General features: G+C 61.4%; 8 protein-coding genes (1 of these 8 cut by a window edge). 5 read left to right on the top strand and 3 right to left on the bottom strand.

Annotated features, from left to right (window positions below):
- Nucleotides 1-11,851, top strand: partial view of a PLxRFG domain-containing protein gene (locus OKC30_RS02105; RefSeq protein ID WP_270809517.1) — the 3' portion only. 1,523 nt of this gene lie to the left of the window's left edge; the window shows 11,851 of its 13,374 coding nt (coding positions 1,524-13,374); its start codon lies off the left edge, out of view; it ends in the stop codon at nucleotides 11,849-11,851.
- 64 nt (nucleotides 11,852-11,915) lie between these two features.
- Nucleotides 11,916-12,158: a hypothetical protein gene (locus tag OKC30_RS02100; protein ID WP_270809516.1), complete on the top strand. Its 243-nt coding sequence runs from the start codon at nucleotides 11,916-11,918 to the stop codon at nucleotides 12,156-12,158.
- A gap of 333 nt (nucleotides 12,159-12,491) precedes the next feature.
- On the opposite strand, the gene OKC30_RS02095 is transcribed toward OKC30_RS02100, so the two are convergent.
- A complete protein-coding gene (locus tag OKC30_RS02095) occupies nucleotides 12,492-13,334 on the bottom strand; it encodes a lytic transglycosylase domain-containing protein (protein ID WP_119197362.1) in 843 nt (280 codons plus the stop codon).
- Between the two features lie 312 nt (nucleotides 13,335-13,646).
- Between OKC30_RS02095 and OKC30_RS02090 the strand changes: the two genes are divergently transcribed.
- The 3 genes from OKC30_RS02090 to OKC30_RS02080 are packed head-to-tail and all read left to right on the top strand — an operon-like array spanning nucleotide 13,647 to nucleotide 16,424.
- Entirely contained in the window at nucleotides 13,647-14,387 is a 741-nt protein-coding gene (locus tag OKC30_RS02090) for a glycosyltransferase family 2 protein (protein ID WP_119197364.1), read from the top strand.
- Nucleotides 14,387-14,746, top strand: coding sequence for a lipid-A-disaccharide synthase N-terminal domain-containing protein (locus OKC30_RS02085; protein ID WP_045523761.1), 360 nt, complete (start codon nucleotides 14,387-14,389; stop codon nucleotides 14,744-14,746). Before OKC30_RS02090 ends, OKC30_RS02085 begins: the two co-directional genes overlap by 1 nt.
- Entirely contained in the window at nucleotides 14,736-16,424 is a 1,689-nt protein-coding gene (locus OKC30_RS02080; protein ID WP_202395069.1) for an ArnT family glycosyltransferase, read from the top strand. The genes OKC30_RS02085 and OKC30_RS02080 overlap by 11 nt, the downstream gene beginning before the upstream one ends.
- 42 nt (nucleotides 16,425-16,466) lie before the next feature.
- On the opposite strand, the gene OKC30_RS02075 is transcribed toward OKC30_RS02080, so the two are convergent.
- Nucleotides 16,467-17,465, bottom strand: a complete 999-nt coding sequence (locus OKC30_RS02075) for an NAD-dependent epimerase (RefSeq protein ID WP_141116536.1) — start codon at nucleotides 17,463-17,465, stop codon at nucleotides 16,467-16,469.
- Entirely contained in the window at nucleotides 17,462-17,758 is a 297-nt protein-coding gene (locus OKC30_RS02070; protein WP_270809553.1) for a UDP binding domain-containing protein, read from the bottom strand. The genes OKC30_RS02075 and OKC30_RS02070 overlap by 4 nt, the downstream gene beginning before the upstream one ends.
- Nucleotides 17,759-17,824: the final 66 nt, after the last annotated feature.

Genomic DNA, 17,824 nt, shown 5'->3' with positions numbered 1-17,824 from the left:
TGATGTTGATGCGCTGGCGTCATGGGCCGAGCAGGCCGATATGCCCTACATCACCGATGGTGATGGCATTGCAATCCCCGCCAAATATGCCAAGCAGGCAGAAAAGGCGATCAAAGGTTACCGGCCGGTTGCAGCCGAGCCGCTCGGACCTAGCGCCAGCCAGTTCCCCGGTGTGTTTGAACGTGATCAGCGCGGCATCTTGCGTGTGAAGGGGGATGTTGATGCGCTGGCGTCATGGGCCGAGCAGGCCGATATGCCCTACATCACCGATGGTGATGGCATTGCAATCCCCGCCAAATATGCCAAGCAGGCAGAAAAGGCGATCAAAGGTTACCGACCGGTTGCAGCCGAGCCGATGGCAGAGCCTGCGCCACTGGCCGATGTTGCTCCTGCTGCGCCACCTGCCGATATGCCCCGCTTCAGTCAGGTTGACCCCATTGCGGACGAGCCAGCGATCAAGCGGCAAGGGTTCGTCATGCGCAATGGCGATGGTCAATCGACTGGGGAGCCGGAGCCCTACGTTCGCCCGCAATCAGGGGATGAGCTGCTGTATGAATCAAGTGCCAACTGGCAGGCTGGTCAGCCACATGCCGAGTCAGCACCAGTAGATCTGGAAGCGCTGCGCAAAGAGAGCGCCCAGCGCTGGCGCGACGGCAACAAGCCAGAGGCGGGCACGCCGGTTCGCACTGAGGAAGACACCGAGCAGGTGCTGAACGCATTGCGGGCCGAGGGGGTGAATGGCTGGGCCGGCCGACAAGATCCCAAGCTGGATATGCCGAAGGGCCAGGAGTTTATCCCGCATGGCCCCCAAGCCGGGTTGCCGGCGGTCGTGGGTGATGGGGTACAACAGGCGGCCGGTAAAGCCAAGGGGCTCCCGCTATCCGATACCATCTTTGCAGGCGGCCCGAGCCACGGCGGCCAGGCGGATAATACCAACTATGCCCGTCCTCACCTGTCCCGCGACCAGGTTGATCGCTCCCTGGGGGAGGAGTCCATTCGGGATCCGCGTTCCCCAGTCAGGCAGTCCATCGCCAAGGCAGGCAGCGCCACCGATTCGGTATTTGGCCCGCTCAAGTCGTTGCGCATCACCCGCAAGGGCAAGCCCTTTGCCACCGAGAAAGAGGCAGTCATGGCCAGTCGTCGCGGGCAGGAGATGCCAGTCCCGCTCAACGGTGGCGGCTTTGGGGTAGCGGCTATCGGTGAGGTGCAACAGGCCCAAGCGCAGCAGGGCGCAGTCAAGCAACCGTCAAGCAATTCGGCCCAGCAGGATCGCCAAGACGGAAAGACTGAGATCGCGCAAAATGGCATGGTGATCGTTCATGGTTCCGGCAATCCAGGCATGAGCGAGCAGGATATTCAGATTGTCCGCGCAAGTGGTCAGAAGCAGGGCAAAAAGGGCCGTGTCTATGGTGGCTTCTATGGCACCAGCGAGCAGGACGCGCACCAAGCGCAAGCCTACGCCGATATGATGGGCGGCACGCCCACCCTGTACGATGTCAAGATTAAGCCTGGCACCAAGGTGTTGCACAAGCAGGGGGATATTACCCGCCTTTCTGAAAGCTACATCAACGAGTTGGTGAGTCAGGGATATGGTGTGGTCACCGGCACCGACCCGCGCGGCCAGACAGAGCATGTAGTTATCGACAAAAGCGCCGTAGCAAGCATGGCCCCGCGCGGCGCGCAAGCAACCCCGTCCCAAGTCAACGACACGAATGTCGCTGACATAAGGCAACCATCTGATCAGCCAGCTGCAAGCGTAAGCGCTGAAACAGTTCCGGCGCCGTCTGCCACCGCGGGCGAGGCCAGCCAACTAGCACCAGCCATCGATACCGGATACCGCGAGGTGATCCCCGTCAAGCAACCAAAGACAGAGGTGAGCAATGAGCCAGTTACCCCAGTACCTGCAATCAGCAGTGAAGGACAACGCGATCAGCCTGGCGCAGGCGAACCGGCTGCAGCAGGCGCTGGACCAGCCGTTGCCGGACTCACCGACCGAGCTGGATCCGGAGATCGGGCAGATCTCGCTGCGCCTGCACCTGTACCTGACGGACAGCAGCAAAATGACCCAACACTGACAGCCCCGGCCACAGATGCCGGGGCTGCTGTTTCTGGCCGTATTGGCGAGGAAGAGCTGCGAGATCGCGACCTGCTAAAAGAGCATGGCGGGCGCTGGAAGTATCGTTCTGCAGTAGGCGCAGGCTGGTTTACTGCCAACACCAAGGAGGCCGCCATTGAGCGTGCCGAGGAGGCATACCGCAAGGCAGTATCCAAAGGCGAGCCAGTGCCCACCAGGGATGAGCGGTTCGCACAGGCAGACGCAGAGCTGTTTAGTGAAATGGATCGCCGCTACGGAAAGATGTCAACTCCCGAGCTTGAAGCAGAGTACCAGCGACTTGGTGGCGAGGTTGGCGATTTGCAAAAATCAGGCTCTGGCGAGTTCAACGGCAATGGCGGCCGCCGCACTGGGGCTGCTGTATCCAATGAAGGTGCTCGCCAGGTTGGTGAGGAACGCTTGCGCCTTGGCGTTTACATGAAGATGCGCCGCGACCGCGATACCGCGGGGTCGGGAGCCAAGTCGCAGCAGATCGAGCCAGCCAACGACTGGCGCGGCGCCAAGAGCGCAACGGATTACCACGCCGCGAAGCGTCGCCTGTTCTCTGGTGAGCAGGCTGTTTCTGTTCGAGCTGGATTGCAACCAGATGACAAGGCACTGAGCGGCGGCAAGGTGCAGCGTGGCTACCATGGTTCACATAGCACTGGCTTGACGCAACTGAGTGGCGGGCGCGGGTCTGGCGCTAACTTCTTCGGTGAGGGAGTCTATGTGTCCAACAATGAACAGGACGCGGGTGAATACGCCTCCCATGACCCCAGTGTGAACCGCGATCTGGTTGGCAAGGTGGAAGCCTACGCCAAACAACACGGCGTCACCTACAACGAGGCTAAAGAGGCGCTGCGCAAACAGGGCTCTACTGTCTATGAGGTGGAGCACAGCGCAACCCGCCCCTTTACCGTGAGTGAGCGCGGGGCCGACCTGAGCGACGAGCGCGCCTTGCGCCTGGCCATGACCGAGCTGGATATTCCCGCCGCAGATCATGACCGCTATGTGGGATGGCTACAGCGCGATCAGGGGGATGGCACCAAGCTACTCGACACCCTGAGCAAGATCCCCGGCAAGGGCAGGGTGTTGCGTCAGTACGCCAGCATCAAAAACCACGATGCGCTCACTCTGTCCGGGCCGTTTGCGCTGCGTTCTGAGGGGCTGAAAAATCAGCCGGTTGAACACACCTTGTTGCTGGATGATAAGTTGGCAAAGGTAGTGGGTGGGAAACCACTTACCGCGCCAGCCAGCGCACCGGCAGAGCCAGATCCTACGGTTCAAGAGGCCAGCGAAGCGAGCCGCTATGACGGCACCCCCAAGGGGCGCAAGGCATACGCCAAACGGTTGCGCCTTGATGCGGGCGCCAGCGAGATCGACCGCAACGAGCTGGATCGCGCCTACAGCCAGCAAAAGACCACCGCCAACGCCAACACCGACGCACTGGATCGCGCCATTGATGCGCTGGAGCGCGGGGTTCGTCGCAGTGAGGGGTTGGAGGTGGTAGATGGTTATAAATTGTCATCCGACCATGTGCGCAAGATGAACAGTGAAGTCGCCGCCGATAACAGCATCGAGGCGCGCCGCTTCCGGTCGATGGTCGATAAATTCCTGTCTGGTAACATGTCGGCGGAAGATACAGGGGTGTTTGTGGCGGATTATGTGACGCTGAAATCCCGCCAGATGGCAGCCAACAAGCTGGCAAAGCCGTGGATAAAAGACCCGATTGAAACAATGATTACAGCCTATTCACGGGTGAACAAAGAGCACAAAGAGAAGTGGCTGAAAAAGCGCCGCGAGGTGTACCGCTCTACCCTGGCCAAGGATGCCGAGTTTAAGGAAGGGGAGTTCTTGAGCTGGCACCAGACCATGCTGGCCAGTTACAAGGGCGCTTACGATGTGGATTACCTGATCCCCTCAGAAGAGGCGGAGTTCACCGCCCACACTGAGCGCTTGAGCAAGATAACCACCCAAGCCAAGGATGCCGTGATCGACTGGCGGCAAGCGACTCTGCATGATTACCTTAACGGCACCAATACCCTGTTTCGTGGCGAGATGGACTTTGCCGAGTTCAAGGCGATGGCGGAGGGGCTGCTTGCCAATGGCAAGGCGGTACTGGCCGAGCTGAACGGCATGAAGAAAGCCGATGTGCTGGACACCATGGGCTATTGGGGATCGGCGCGCTACAAGAACGAGAAGAAAGCGGAGGTCGTACAAGCCGCTTACGATCAGTTGTTGGGCAACCTGCGCTGGGCCGCCAACGGCGACAGCAACAGCATGAGCGAGGTGGTGTCGCTTGGCAGCAAGGCGCCACGCCTGACCATCGATCAGAAGGTGGCTGACGCGCTGGCGGGTCTGACCGCCGAGCGGTATCAGCAGTTTGTCAACAAGCGGCGTGCGGACATGGCCAAGCGCGATGCCGAGTTGGCCGTCACCAAGGAGGCACTGCGCGACCCGCAGACCATTGAGCAGTTCAAGACCTTCCTGAAATACCGCTCGCTGGACAAGCTGACCCCTGAGCAACGCGCCCGCTATGAGGATTTGATCGCCGCCAACAATCTGGACAAGCGCGATCAGGCCCGCGAGGTGAAGGCTGCCACCGCCGTTACCCCGACCGCCAGTGGCGACATTATCAAAACCAAGCACACCAAGAGCGGTGAGGATCTCTATGTCGTGCAAATGGGCGACCGGGTTGACCGCGACACCTATAACCAGATCAACGCGCACGCCAAAAAGTTGGGGGGGTGGTATTCCTCTTACAAGGTCGGCGGCGCCGTGCCGGGCTTTCAGTTCAAGGATGAGGCCAAGGCCACCGAGTTTCGCGGTTGGTTGACCGGTCAGGGGGCAGCCAGTGCCGCCCCGTCTGCCGAGGCCACCCCCACCGAGGTGACTGAGCCTGCCCAGGCCGACAGCAAGAGCAAGCAGGTCGAGGCGCTGCGTGCTCGTGCCAATACCCTGCGTGACAAGGCCACCGCCGCACTCAATGCCGAGCGCAAGGAGAACACCAACAAGCGCATGACCGAGGCCGCCAACGCCCGCGCCAATGCCGAGAGTGAGTTGCACTTTGCCGGGTTGCTCGATGCCATTGCCGATGGGATTGAGTCTGGCGAGGTGACTTACCTGCGCAACCTGGCTAATGCCACCCAGTTGACCGAGCTAAAACACGCGCTAAACCGCAGCTTGTGGAATTTGCCGCCAGCCCGGTACGAGGCGCTGACCAATCATGGGGTGATTGAGCGCGCTGAGGATGGCCGGGAACGTTGGTCTGCCAAGGCTACCCCGGAGATGATGGTGGAAGGGGCGCAAATGCCCGGAATGGATTACTTCGCCCGCAACCTCAAGGATGTGGCGACCAAGATGCAAGGGGCAAGCGGCTTCAAGCAGGCCGGGGCCAAGATCATGGCGCTTGTCAATGCGGCGATCAATCGTGACAGCAAGACTGTTTCCATTACCGACCCTGAGCTTATTGCCAAACTCAAAGCCTACACCAGCGGGGTGAGCGACTACGACGCCAAGGCGGTCAAGGAGCAGATCAACGGCTACAGCCGTTTGGAACGCATGGGCATTACCAATCATACCGAGTTGCGCGCCGCCCTGCGTGAGCTGGCCAGCCTGCAAGCCGGGTTGAAAAAGCAGGCCGTGCCGCGCGACCCGTTAGCCGAGAAGATGGTCGCGCTCAAGCGCAAGCTGGTCGGTAACCGTAATGCCTTTATCGACTTCTTCCCGACCCCTGAAAGTCACGCCGCCGATCTGGTGGCGCTGGCCGGGATTGAGCCGGGCATGACGGTGCTGGAGCCGTCCGCCGGACATGGCATGTTGGCCGAGGCGGCGCGCGCTGCCGGGGCCAAGGTCGATGCGGTGGAGCTGGCTGGCGACCTGCGCGAGATATTGCAGGCGAAAGGGTTTGGTCTGGTGGGGGGCGATTTTATGGACACCACCCCGGCCCAGTCTTATGACGCCGTGGTGATGAACCCGCCGTTCTCCAATGACATGGATATTGACCATGTACGCCATGCTTATGACCACCTCAAGCCGGGCGGGCGATTGGTGGCGATTGTGTCGGCCACGGCGGGGGATCGCCAAAACAACAAGAACAAAGCCTTCCGTGAGTGGTTTGACGGGCTGGGAGGCAGTGAGCAGGCCATGCCGGATGGTGCATTCAAGGCGTCGCTCAACCCTACCGATGTGCGTACCAAGATATTTGTCATCGACAAGCCCGCCAACGAGGTCAAGCCGCTGCCGTCGCCAGAGGGCAAGCGGGTGACGGTGGCAACCCCCAAGGGGCAGAGCGTCGAGGTGCAATACCGGGTGATGGAGGCTGCCGATCTGGTGGCGTCCCACGACTTTGAGGGCAATATCAACCACGACTACCCGCAGCAATTGCAGCCGCGTGACCGTAGCAAGCAGACCTATCGGGTACAGGTGGGGCAGATTGCTGCCGCGCCGGAGGGGGCGCGCCTGGCCGCCAGCCCGGAGACCGACCGGGGCGCGCCGATTGTGCGTGACGGCATTGTCGAGAGTGGTAACGGGCGCACCATTGGCTTGAAGCAAGCCTATCAGCGCGGTGATGCCGGAGCGTATCGCGCCTACCTGCTGGCTAATGCCACCGAGTTCGGCCTTGATGCTGCCGCGATTGAGGCAATGAGCGCACCGGTACTGGTCCGCGAGCGGCTGACCGAGATGGACGATCAGCAACTGCGTGATTTTGTGGTTGATTCCAACACTGACGCCAAGATGGCCAACAGCGCCACCGAGGATGCGCGCGCCGATGCGGGCAAGTTGACCACTCAGATGCTGAACATGCTCAATATCCCCGATGGCGGCGACGTGCTGGCCGCGCAGAATCACCACTTCTTGCAAGCCTTCTTGCGGGCTATTGGTGAAAATCAGAGCAACAGCTATGTCAATCAGTCTGGCGGCTGGAATGCCGAGTACGGCAAGCGGGTGAAGGCGGCCATCTTTGCCTATGGCTATGACAACCAGCGTTTGCTGGATGCGGTCACCGGTGAAACCGATGAGGTGGGCCGCAATATGATCGCGGCGCTGCTCAACAATGCGGTGGCCATGGCGCAGTTGCGCCAGCACTCGCCGGAACGCGCCAAGTCGCTGGCCAATTATCTGGCCGAAGCGGTGGAAAGTGTGGTCCACAACAAGCGCAGTGGTCAGTCCTTGCAAGAGCTGGCGGCCCAGGGGGATATGCTGGGCGGCGGGCCAAGCACTGAGAGCAGCCTGTTGGCACAAGCCATGGCCAGCAATGCCCGCAGCGCCAAAGCCATGACCGAGATGATCGGTGATATTCTGGCTATGATGAACACACAGCCGACCAGTGATATGTTTGGTGAGGCCGTACCCCCCATCACCGCAGAGGAAGCTATCCGTGAAACACTCAGAGCCATCGACGCCTACAACCAACAACGAAACCAAACCCCGCGACCCAGCGGCGATCTTTTTGGACTCGCCGCAGCACGGAATGACCACGGAACAACGCCAAGCGTTTCGGGACATCGTGATGGCGGCGCAACTGAAAGCGCAGCAGACCAAGGATTAAACGCGCCCAAGTGGGCCAAAGAGCCGAAAGAACGGCACACCGTCGCGGGCATCAGCTTCAAGGTCCCCGTGTTTGATAAAGAGCTGCAAAAAACCTTCAATGAAGCCGTTCACCGTGGCGAGGGCCGCAACTTCGCCCAAGAGATCCAGACCGTCGCCAACCGGCTGGCGCTGGATCTGGAAGCGGACGGGCTGTTAGCTACCCACAATCAGCGCGTACTGGCCAGTCAGTTGATTGAATCCTGGGTAGAGCGCGAGATCGATAACGCCAAGAAAACCATGGCGTATGGCATTGCCAACCCCAGTTGGATGGTGACGGGCACCAGTGGCAACCAGTTCAGCAAGCGCCGCCAGAAAAGCAACCTTGAGCTTGAGAATGAGCGGCAGGCCGACCACGAGAAGGCGCAGGAGGCCGCCGTCAAACGGATGCGCGCCGCCCTCAAAGAGCTGCAATCACCCGAGGCACAGCGGGCCGAAGCCTTCAAACTGGCATGGCGCGATGCGCGTGCCATTCTGCGTGATTTGAGCAGCTACCTCACTCAGGGCAAGACCGCCCTGTTAGCCGAGTTGCGCAAAAGCGGTGCGCCCAAGTTGGCCAAGTTGTTAGGCACCATGGCCGAGTCTGACCCGGCACGCTATCGCAGTGAATTGCGCTCTCAAGATCAGCGCTTTAAAGAGGCTGGTATGCCTGGCCTGATCGAGTTGATCGGCGCGCGCACCAATGCGGGCAAGATTATCAGCGATGCCATTAATGGACGGATCCGTTTCTCCAAACAGGCCATGGCGCAGGGCGAGAAACCAGCCAAGCACCTGACCCGCAAAGAGGCGGAGCTGGTAACAAAGGAGTGGTTCAAGCAGTACCGGGGCGCCAGTGGCATTGATGTGCAGATCCACGCCACCCAGGCAGAGCTGGAGAAGGCGCTGGGGCTGGCGGCACAAGATGGCCTGATCCGCCGCGCCGCCTTTGATGATGACAGCGGCACCCTGCATGTGGCCGCCGACACCATCGCCAACCCCAAGCGGATGCGCGAGATCCTGCGCCATGAGGTGCTGGCGCACTATGGCTTGGCCCGCACTCTGGGCGGCAAGGAGTTCACCAAGCTGTTAAGCCGGGTGATCAATTCGCGCAACAACCCCAGCATGAAAGCGGTGTGGGATTGGGTCGAGGCCAACTATGACAACGAGGAAATAGGGGTTCAGGCCGAAGAGGTGATCGCCCATCTGGCCGAGCTGGAGCCAAGCGCATGGCAGCGCGGTTGGGATCGGGTGGTGGCCTGGGTCATGGGTGCCTTGCGGTCGGTCGGCTTTGCGCCGGGCAAGGTCAGCGCATCGGAAATCAGGTCGATGATTGCCGCCCTTGGCCGTAACATGGAGGGGGGGCCGAACGGTGGCCCCAATGGCGGCAAGGGTAAGCGCAATATCCGCTTTAGCCAAAGCCAAGGCGCGGGCCTTGCGCAGGGGATGGCGGGCCGCGCCAAGTATCAGGCTGGCGGGGTACTCGATGCGGTGCGCAACTTCTTGAAGCAGCGCCGTCCGTTGATGCTGGGCACCCTGACCGACTTGCAGATTGACCAACTCTATCGAGACATTACCGGCGGGGCGGTGTCGGCCTATCAGCGCTTGCGCACCAAGATGGAGGCCGAGCGTAACGATATTTTGCTCGATGCTGAAACCAGAATCGACCCCTTGTGGGATGCGCTGGAGAAGCAGGAGAAGGCCGATCTGTCCAGCTTGATGCACGATGCCACCATGTCACGGCTGCACCCGGACAAGCCCCTTGACGAGAACAGCTACTACCTGGAGGCCAAACAGAAGGTAGAACGAGCCAAGAAACCGGAGACCAAAGCAGCCTATGAAGCAGAGCTTCACATCATCGAGCGCAATCACTCCGAGCTGGCCCGCCAGTATCAAGCCTTGACCCCCAAGGCCAAGGCGCTGTACGCCACCATGGAGCAAACCTATAACCAGCAGTGGGAGACCTTGCGCGAGGCCATCGAGCAACGGCTGGTCGATCTGTTGGGTGAGAACAAGGGGCGCGCCATGGCGGCAACCATGCGCCTGAAAATGGAAAGCGCACTCAAACACGGGCCTTACTTCCCGCTGACCCGCTTCGGTGACTATGTGGTGAAGGCGCGCAAGGGCGACGAGTATGTGCGTGAACACTTCGAGCGGCGCATTGATGCCGAGCAGGCGGTGAAGCTGTACCAGCGCGACGGCTATAACGCCCTGATGACGGTCAAGGAAGAGGGCAACGGCGATAGCGCCAACGCGCACCAGCTGGGCATGGAGTTGCTGGACTTTCTGGAAGAGGCCGAAGGGGTGAGCAAGGATCAGCTGCAAGACACCATCTGGCAAGCCATGCTCAAGATGATGCCGGATGCCTCTTATGCCAAACATGCCATTCACCGGCGCCGGGTCAAGGGGGCCAGTCGTGACGCCCACCGTGCGTACATGAGCAGCGTGTATCACTTTGCCCGCCACGTCTCCAAGATCCGCTATGGTCACAAGATGCAAGGGGAGCTGGATAAGCTGAGCGAGCAGGTCCTGGCTGGTGTCACAGGTGAACCAAGCAGCATCAAGCCTGAAGACCTGGAGATAGCTCAGCAGGTGCTTAACGAGATGAACAAGCGCCATGACATGAACATGAACCCGACCGGCAAGGCGTGGGCGGGTCATGCCGGTAATGCGGGCTTCCTCTATTACATCGGGCCGTCGCTGGCCTCTGCCGTGGTCAACATGACGCAAAACTTTACCGTGATGCTGCCGCAGCTGGGGGCTAAGTATGGCTTTGCCAAGTCGGCCTCTGCCATGACGGCGGCCATGGGGGATTACATCAAACATGGCAAGTTCAAGGCGGGCACCACCGAGGCGTGGCAATCGCTGACCCGCTCCACCACTTTGAAGGCCGATGAGCTGGCGCTGCTCAAAGAGCTGTACCGTGCCGGGGTGCTCGACCTGACCCAGGCGCACAGCGTTGCCGCCAAGGCGGACACCGATCAGCAGGACGCCAAGGTGATGAGCAAGCATTGGCGAAAGGCGATGCGCTGGGCGGGCGCCACCTTCCACAATGCCGAGGTGTTGAACCGGGAGGTAGCCGCGCTGGCAGCCTATCGCTTGCTCAAGGAGGCCGAGCCGACCCTGAGCGCCGAGCAGTATGCCGAGAAGGTGACCGAGATGGTGTATGACGGCCACGGCAACTACGCCGCCAGTAACCGCCCGCGCTATATGCGCAACGACGTGGTGAAGGTGATGACCCAGTTCAAAATCTACAGCCAGATGATGACCTATGTGATCTATTCCAACGCCATCAAGGCGGCCAAGGGAGATAAGCAGGCCGCCAAGACGCTGGGCGGGATCATGGCGGCGCACTGGGTCATGGCCGGGGTGATGGGCTTGCCCGTGCCGATCACTTGGGTGGCCTATGCGCTGGCGGCGGCTGCCGATGATGACGATGACCGCAGCGGGGAGGCGTCATTCCGCTTGGGGCTGACTGAGGCACTGGGGCCGCGCGCCGGGGAGTTGCTGGCCAAGGGGCCGCTCGATTCGCTCACTAACCTGAGCATTGCCGGGCGAACCGGCCTCAATGACTTGTGGTGGCGCAGTCCCAAAGAGGGGACCGAGGGCGACGATCTGGCATGGCACGCCGTACAGCAGTTGCTTGGCCCGGTGGCCGGGATCGGCATTAATCTGGTGCGCGGTGGCGGCCAGATTGTCGATGGCGAGATCCAGCGCGGGCTGGAAACCGTGTTGCCCAAGGCGGTGCGCGATACCGCCAAGGCATACCGCCAAGCCACCGAAGGCGAGCAGACCATCAAGGGTGATGTGATCATCGACGATGTGGGCGCGTGGAACGTGGTGATGCAGGCGGCGGGCTTTGGTAGTGCGCAGATGGCCAAGAATTATGATGCGCGGGAATACATCAAGGCCAAAGAGAAGCGCATTGCCGAGGTGCGTTCCGGCTTGCTCAAGGATTATTACAACGCCCGCAAGAGCGGCGACCTTGACGAGGTGAAGGAGGTGATTGAGCGGATCAAGGCGTTCAACGCCATTCACCACCCCGGCGAGCGGATCACCGGCAAGAGCCTGGCACTCTCTTACAAGTCGAAGATCAACAGCAACAACCGCACCCAAGGCGGTGTCTACCTGAGCCGCAAGCGTGAGTACCTGCGTGAAGAGGGGGCATTTGCCAAGCAGGCTGAGCGCGAGTAATTCTGGCCCTGTGATCCCCCGGCAAGGTGCGCTAGGCTGGGGGAAGTAACGAAGGGAACGATACATGGAATTGCTGTTACGAAAACTGGAGGTGGTCGTAGAATCGCTGGATCTTGCCCGCGACAACAGGCAAACAATTGCCGAACTTATCGAGGCAAGCAGGGAACGGAATACCCGTGTAGAAGATACCCACCTTGTGCGGGTTTTTTGTGGCAAAAAGGGCACCAAAACAGCCAAATTTCGGGGGCATTTTTGGGGCACTTTTTTGAGAAGGGGCACTTTTGGGGCAATTGATGGAGCCAATTAAAGCTAGCTAGAGCCATTTCGCCAATCTCACCACCTCGTTGAATTTGTTTCGATTTTTACTATGGCTGGCGCTAACGGGCTCACACCAAAGCAACCCAAAAAACCGCCGTCTCATAGTGTAAATAAATTGAGCCATTGGCTAATTCTCTTCCTTTCAGCAGTTTAATGTCTTGGCATTAACAAACTGATGTCGTGGTGGGGCCGGGTCGACGGGTCGTCAACCCGGTTCCAAAAAACCCGTCGATTGTAAACCAATGGGAGAGGGGCGGCAAAGCCGGGCGCCGCAGGCCGGGACGGTCGACAGGCGCGAGGGAAGAGGGGCAACCGGGCAAGCTCAGCGCGGTGAGCTGCGACGGGCAGGTTTGTCAGGATCCTGCCCCGAGTAGTAGAGCACCCGCTGCACATACTCCTGGGTTTCCTGATAGGGAGGCACACCGCCGTGGCGCAGCACGGCTTGCTCCCCGGCGTTGAAGGCGGCGCTGATCCTCACCCAGTCCGGACCGAACTGCTTCTCCAGCCACTTCAGGTAGATCATGGCACCACGGATGTTCTGCTGGGCATCGAACGGCCGGGTCACGCCGAAGCGGGCCTGGGTTTCGGGAATGAGCTGCATGACGCCCTGCGCCTGCTTGGGGGAGACGGCGGTACTGTTCAGATTGGATTCGGCGATGGCGATGGCCAGGGCGAGTTGAGGGTCCACTTTGTGACGCTGGGCGGCCTGGCGGATCATGACGGCCAGCTTTTGCTTGGCCTGTGACTGTCTGGCCAGATAGCGCTCCTGATCGAAGGGGGCACTGGGGCGCACCCAGGGGGCTCCGCCACCGCCTCCAATGCCGCAGGTACCCAGGGGCGCATTGCCGACCCGCTCGTTGTAGTAACGGGCGGCTTGCTGGTTGCCAAGGCGCATGGCCATGGCCAGGTAGGCGTTGGCGCTGCGGGCATTGCGGATCCCCTGGGGGCCGCGGGCCAGCAGGCGGCCGATGCGGTAATAGGCTTCCGGGTTGCCAAGGTTGGCGGCGGTGCAGTAGTGGGCGATGGCCTGCCGCGGGTTTCCCTGTTCCATGGCGGCACCCTGGCGCAGTGCGCTCATGGCCTTGGGGGCCTGACGAAAGGGATCTGCGTGGGAAGTGGTGGCCAGCAGTATCAGGAGTCCCCAGCCCCAGAGTCGTTTTTTCATGGAAACCTCGTCTTTGGTATCCGCAACATATAGGCCCGATCCGGGAAGGGACGCCAGCCAGCAGATGGAACATCTGGTTATGTGGGTGAGCAACAGAGATGAAAACGGTATGGAACTTTTGGTGCAGGGGAGAGGCGTTATGGCTCCCGGGTCAGTGACTGCTTTGACAGATTTGTTAATTGAGGTTCAATATGCTGACAGAGTTGTTTTCTAACGCCTTGTATTTGCATGATGTCAGCCAGGCCATCGATGCAATGTCGTCGGGTCTGCCGGGTGAATCGATAGCGCCTCTGATGAGGGCAGGATGTGCATATGGTCGAATCGGTCGATATCTCTGTCGTGGTGCCTGCCAAGGATGAGCGGGACAATCTGGCCCCGCTTGTCGGCGAAATAGATGTCGCCCTTGGGGGCAGGTTCGAGTACGAACTTATCTATGTGGACGATGGCAGCGTGGACGGAAGTCATGTGGTGCTGCGCGATTTGCAGACGCGTTTCACCAGGCTGAAGGTGCTATGCCATGTCCATGCCGTGGGCCAGAGCATGGCGGTGCTGAGCGGAGTGCGCCACGGGCGTGGCGACTGGCTGGTGGTACTCGACGGCGATGGTCAGAACGATCCCGCCGACATTCCCGCCATGCTGGAGGAGGCGATGCGCCGCTACCAGAGCGATCCATACCAGGTGGGCCTCATCGGCCACAGGGTCAACCGCCGCGACGACTGGGTCAAGCGTCTCTCTTCAACGCTGGCCAACGGTTTTCGCGACCTGCTGCTGCGCGACGGCATTCCGGATACCGGCTGCGGGCTCAAGGTCGTGCGTCGCGACTGGTATCTGAAACTGCCTGCCTTCAATCACATGCACCGCTACATCCCCGCGCTGATCCAGGCTCAAGGGGGGCGCATGGCGCCCTGGCCGGTCAACCACAGGCCACGCCAGGCGGGCATCTCCAAATACGGGGTCTGGAACCGGCTCTGGGTCGGGCTGGTGGACGTGGTCGGGGTCTGGTGGTTGCAGCGCCGCTCCAAGGTGGTTGAAATCCGGGAGATGCTGGAGTGATGGACGCCTGGCTGTCTGCCCCCATCGACTGGCTGGACTGGACCGGGGTGCACGTCACCGGCTGGAAGCTGATCGGCTACACGGGGGCGCTGATGTTCGGCGGACGCTGGCTGGTGCAGTTTCTGGCGTCCAGGCGGGCGGGGCGACCCGTCATCCCGCGCCTGTTCTGGTACATGAGCGTGCTCGGCAGCCTGATGACGCTCAGCTACTTCACCTTCTCTCCCAAGCAGGACTCCGTCGGCGTGCTGCAAAACCTCTTCCCCACCTTCACCGCGCTCTACAGCCTCTATCTCGATATCCAGCATCGGGGCTGGCGGCGTGACAAGGGAGTGACCGGGGAGGCTCGTCATGGTGAATGATCGCACCCTGCTCAATCAGACGTCCCTTGGCTGGTTGCTGCTGATCGCGCTGGTGGTGCTGGGGGCCGGGCTGGGTCTGCGGGACCCCTGGCCGGCGGATGAGCCGCGCTTTGCCCTGATCGCCAAGGAGATGGTGGAGAGTGGCCAGTGGCTCTTCCCCATGCGCGGCGGGGAGCTCTATCCGGACAAGCCGCCGCTATTTATGTGGGGGATCGCGATCGGTTATGTGTTGACTGGCTCCATCAAGGTGGCCTTTCTGCTGCCTTCCCTGCTGTCTGGCTTGCTGACCATCTTGCTGGTGTGGGACCTGGGGCGTCGGTTATGGAACCCAGCGGTCGGCTTTATGGCCGGGCTGTTGCTGCTGTTCACCGTCCAGTTCACCCTGCAGGCCAAGACGGCGCAGATCGATGCCCTGGCGACGGCCTTCATCACCCTCGGTCTCTATGGTTTTCTGCGCTTCCTGCTCTGCGAGGGAGGGTGGCGCTGGTACTGGCTCGGCTGGTTTGCCGCGGGGCTTGGCGTCATCACCAAGGGGGTGGGAGTACTGGCCCTGCTGGTGCTGCTTCCCGCGCTCTGGACCCACAGGGCACAAATCCGCGCCGCGCCGTTGTCAGCCTGGCTGAAGGCCCTGCTCGGGCCGCTGGCCATGGCCCTGGCGATGAGCCTCTGGCTGGTCCCCATGCTGGAGGCCGTGACCCGAAGCGGGGATCCCCTCCTGCTGGCCTACAGAGACAACATATTGCTGCGCCAGACGGTGACTCGCTATACCAGCGCCTGGCACCACGTCAAACCCTTCTGGTACTACCTTACCTCGGTGATCCCGCCGTTCTGGCTGCCGCTCTCCCTGCTGCTGCCCTGGCTGGTGGTGGCCTGGCGGCGCGCCATTCGGGCGCAGGACAGGCGTATCCTGCTGCTGCTGGGTTATCTGATGCTGGTGGTGCTGTTTTTCTCCTGCTCGCCAGGCAAGCGGGGCGTCTACATCACGCCCGGTACGCCCGCCCTGGCGCTCCTGACCGCACCCTTCATCGGCACCCTGCTGGTCCGGGTCTGGCCGGGGCGGCTACTGGCCGGGCTCGGCTGGTTGCTGGGAGGGGTAGGGCTGGTGGGGGCTCTGGTGCTGGTATTTAGCGACAGAGTGGCCAGCCGTCTGGGGGAACTGGGGCCGGATCCCTGGCTTCCCCTGCTGGTGCTGGGGGGATCCTTGCTGCTGATCAATGCCTGGCTTCGCCGGACGCCACTGACCGCCATTCTCTGCTCCCTGGCGGTGGGGTGGCTGATCTACTCCTGCTGGATAAGCGTGCGCCTCAACGAGGTGCGCACCCCTCAGGCAGTCATGGCATTGGCGGCGCAGAAGGTGCCTGCGGGGGATGAACTGCTGCTGGCGGGATTCAAGGAGCAGCATCTGCTGTTTAGCCTGCAACCAGTGAAACATTACCCTTATCTGATGGGAGACGGGGAGCAGGCCCGGGAAGCTGCCGCCTGGATAGGGGCTGCCCCCGGGCGCTGGGTACTGGGGAGCGCCGACCTGATGGTGAGGTGTTTTGACCCCGCGAAGATGGAAAACCTCGGCAACCGTCACCGCACCGACTGGCTGCTGGCAGGCCCGCAGGCCCTCAAACCCGCCTGTCGTGGGCTCTCCCCCACCATGGTGCCCTTCAGCTATACCCCTTCATCCTGAGCGCAGGGTCGCGAGCCAGGGGACCCTGCCACCTCGTTTGGCTCAGACCCGGTAGTAGTCCCGATACCAGCGGACAAAGCCGTCGACCCCTTCCTTGAGCCCGATACGGGGGCGATAGCACGTGGTGTCGAACAGCGAGCGGGTGTCGGCCCAGGTGGCGAGCACGTCGCCGGGCTGCATGGGCAGCATGTTGCGGATGGCCCGTTTGCCGAGGGCCGACTCGATGGCATTCACGAAGTCCAGCAGCCTGACCGGGCTGCCGTTGCCGATGTTGAAGAGGCGATAGGGGGCCGGGCTGGCGTCCGGGGCCCCCTGCCAGTGGGCATCGCCCGCAGGGGGGATGTCTGAGATGCGCACTATCCCCTCGACGATGTCGTCGACATGGGTGAAATCCCGGCTGAGCTGGCCTTGGTTGTAGAGGTCGATGGGGTCGCCGTTCAGGATGGCGTGCACGAACTTGAACAGGGCCATGTCGGGCCGACCCCAGGGGCCGTAGACGGTGAAAAAGCGCAGCCCGGTGGTGGGCAGGCCGTAGAGATGGGAGTAGGAGTGGGCCATCAGCTCCCCCGCCTTCTTGCTCGCCGCATAGAGGGAGACGGGATGATCCGCCCCATGGGACGGTTTGAACGGCATCTGTTCGTTCAGCCCGTAGACCGAGCTGGAGGAGGCATAGACCAGATGCTGCACCCGGGTCTGGCGACACCCCTCCAGCACGGTAAGGTGGCCGGTGAGGTTGCTGTCGGCGTAGGCGAAGGGGTTGTCCAGGGAGTAGCGCACCCCGGCCTGGGCCCCCAGATGGATCACCCGGTCAAACTGCTCGCGGGCAAAAAGCGAAGCCATGGCCGCGCGGTCCGCGAGATCGAGGTGTTCGAAGCGAAAGCCGGGTAGAGGCGTGAGCAGGGCGAGGCGCGCCTCCTTGAGACTCACCGCGTAGTAGTCGTTGAGGTTGTCTATCCCCACCACCTGATGGCCGTCGCCACAGAGCCTGCGCGCCACATGAAATCCGATAAACCCGGCGGCGCCGGTGACGAGGTACTTCATCGCTCCTCCTGATGAGCCAGGCTGTCGCCACGGCCGATGGCATAGTAGGTGAAACCGCGCTGGCGCAGACGGGCCGGATCATAGAGGTTGCGGCCGTCGAAGATGATGGCCTGCTTCAGGGTCTGGCGAAGCAGGTCGAAATCCGGTGCGCGGAACTGTTGCCACTCGGTGCAGACGAGCAGGGCATCGGCCCCCTGAAGGGCGGCTTCCTGGGTGTCGCACAGGATCAAATCTGCCCGCTGGCCATAGAGGCGGGCGGCCTCGGTCATGGCCTCGGGGTCGCAGGGCGGGATCGCACTTTGTTAATGAAATTTGAACAGGCAGATCGTCTGTGATCTAATCGCGTCTCCATGCAGGAG

The organism is Aeromonas sp. QDB18, from assembly GCF_027705325.1.
In the GTDB taxonomy this organism is placed as follows: domain Bacteria; phylum Pseudomonadota; class Gammaproteobacteria; order Enterobacterales; family Aeromonadaceae; genus Aeromonas; species Aeromonas caviae.
This window is presented reverse-complemented; position numbering and strand designations above follow the sequence as displayed.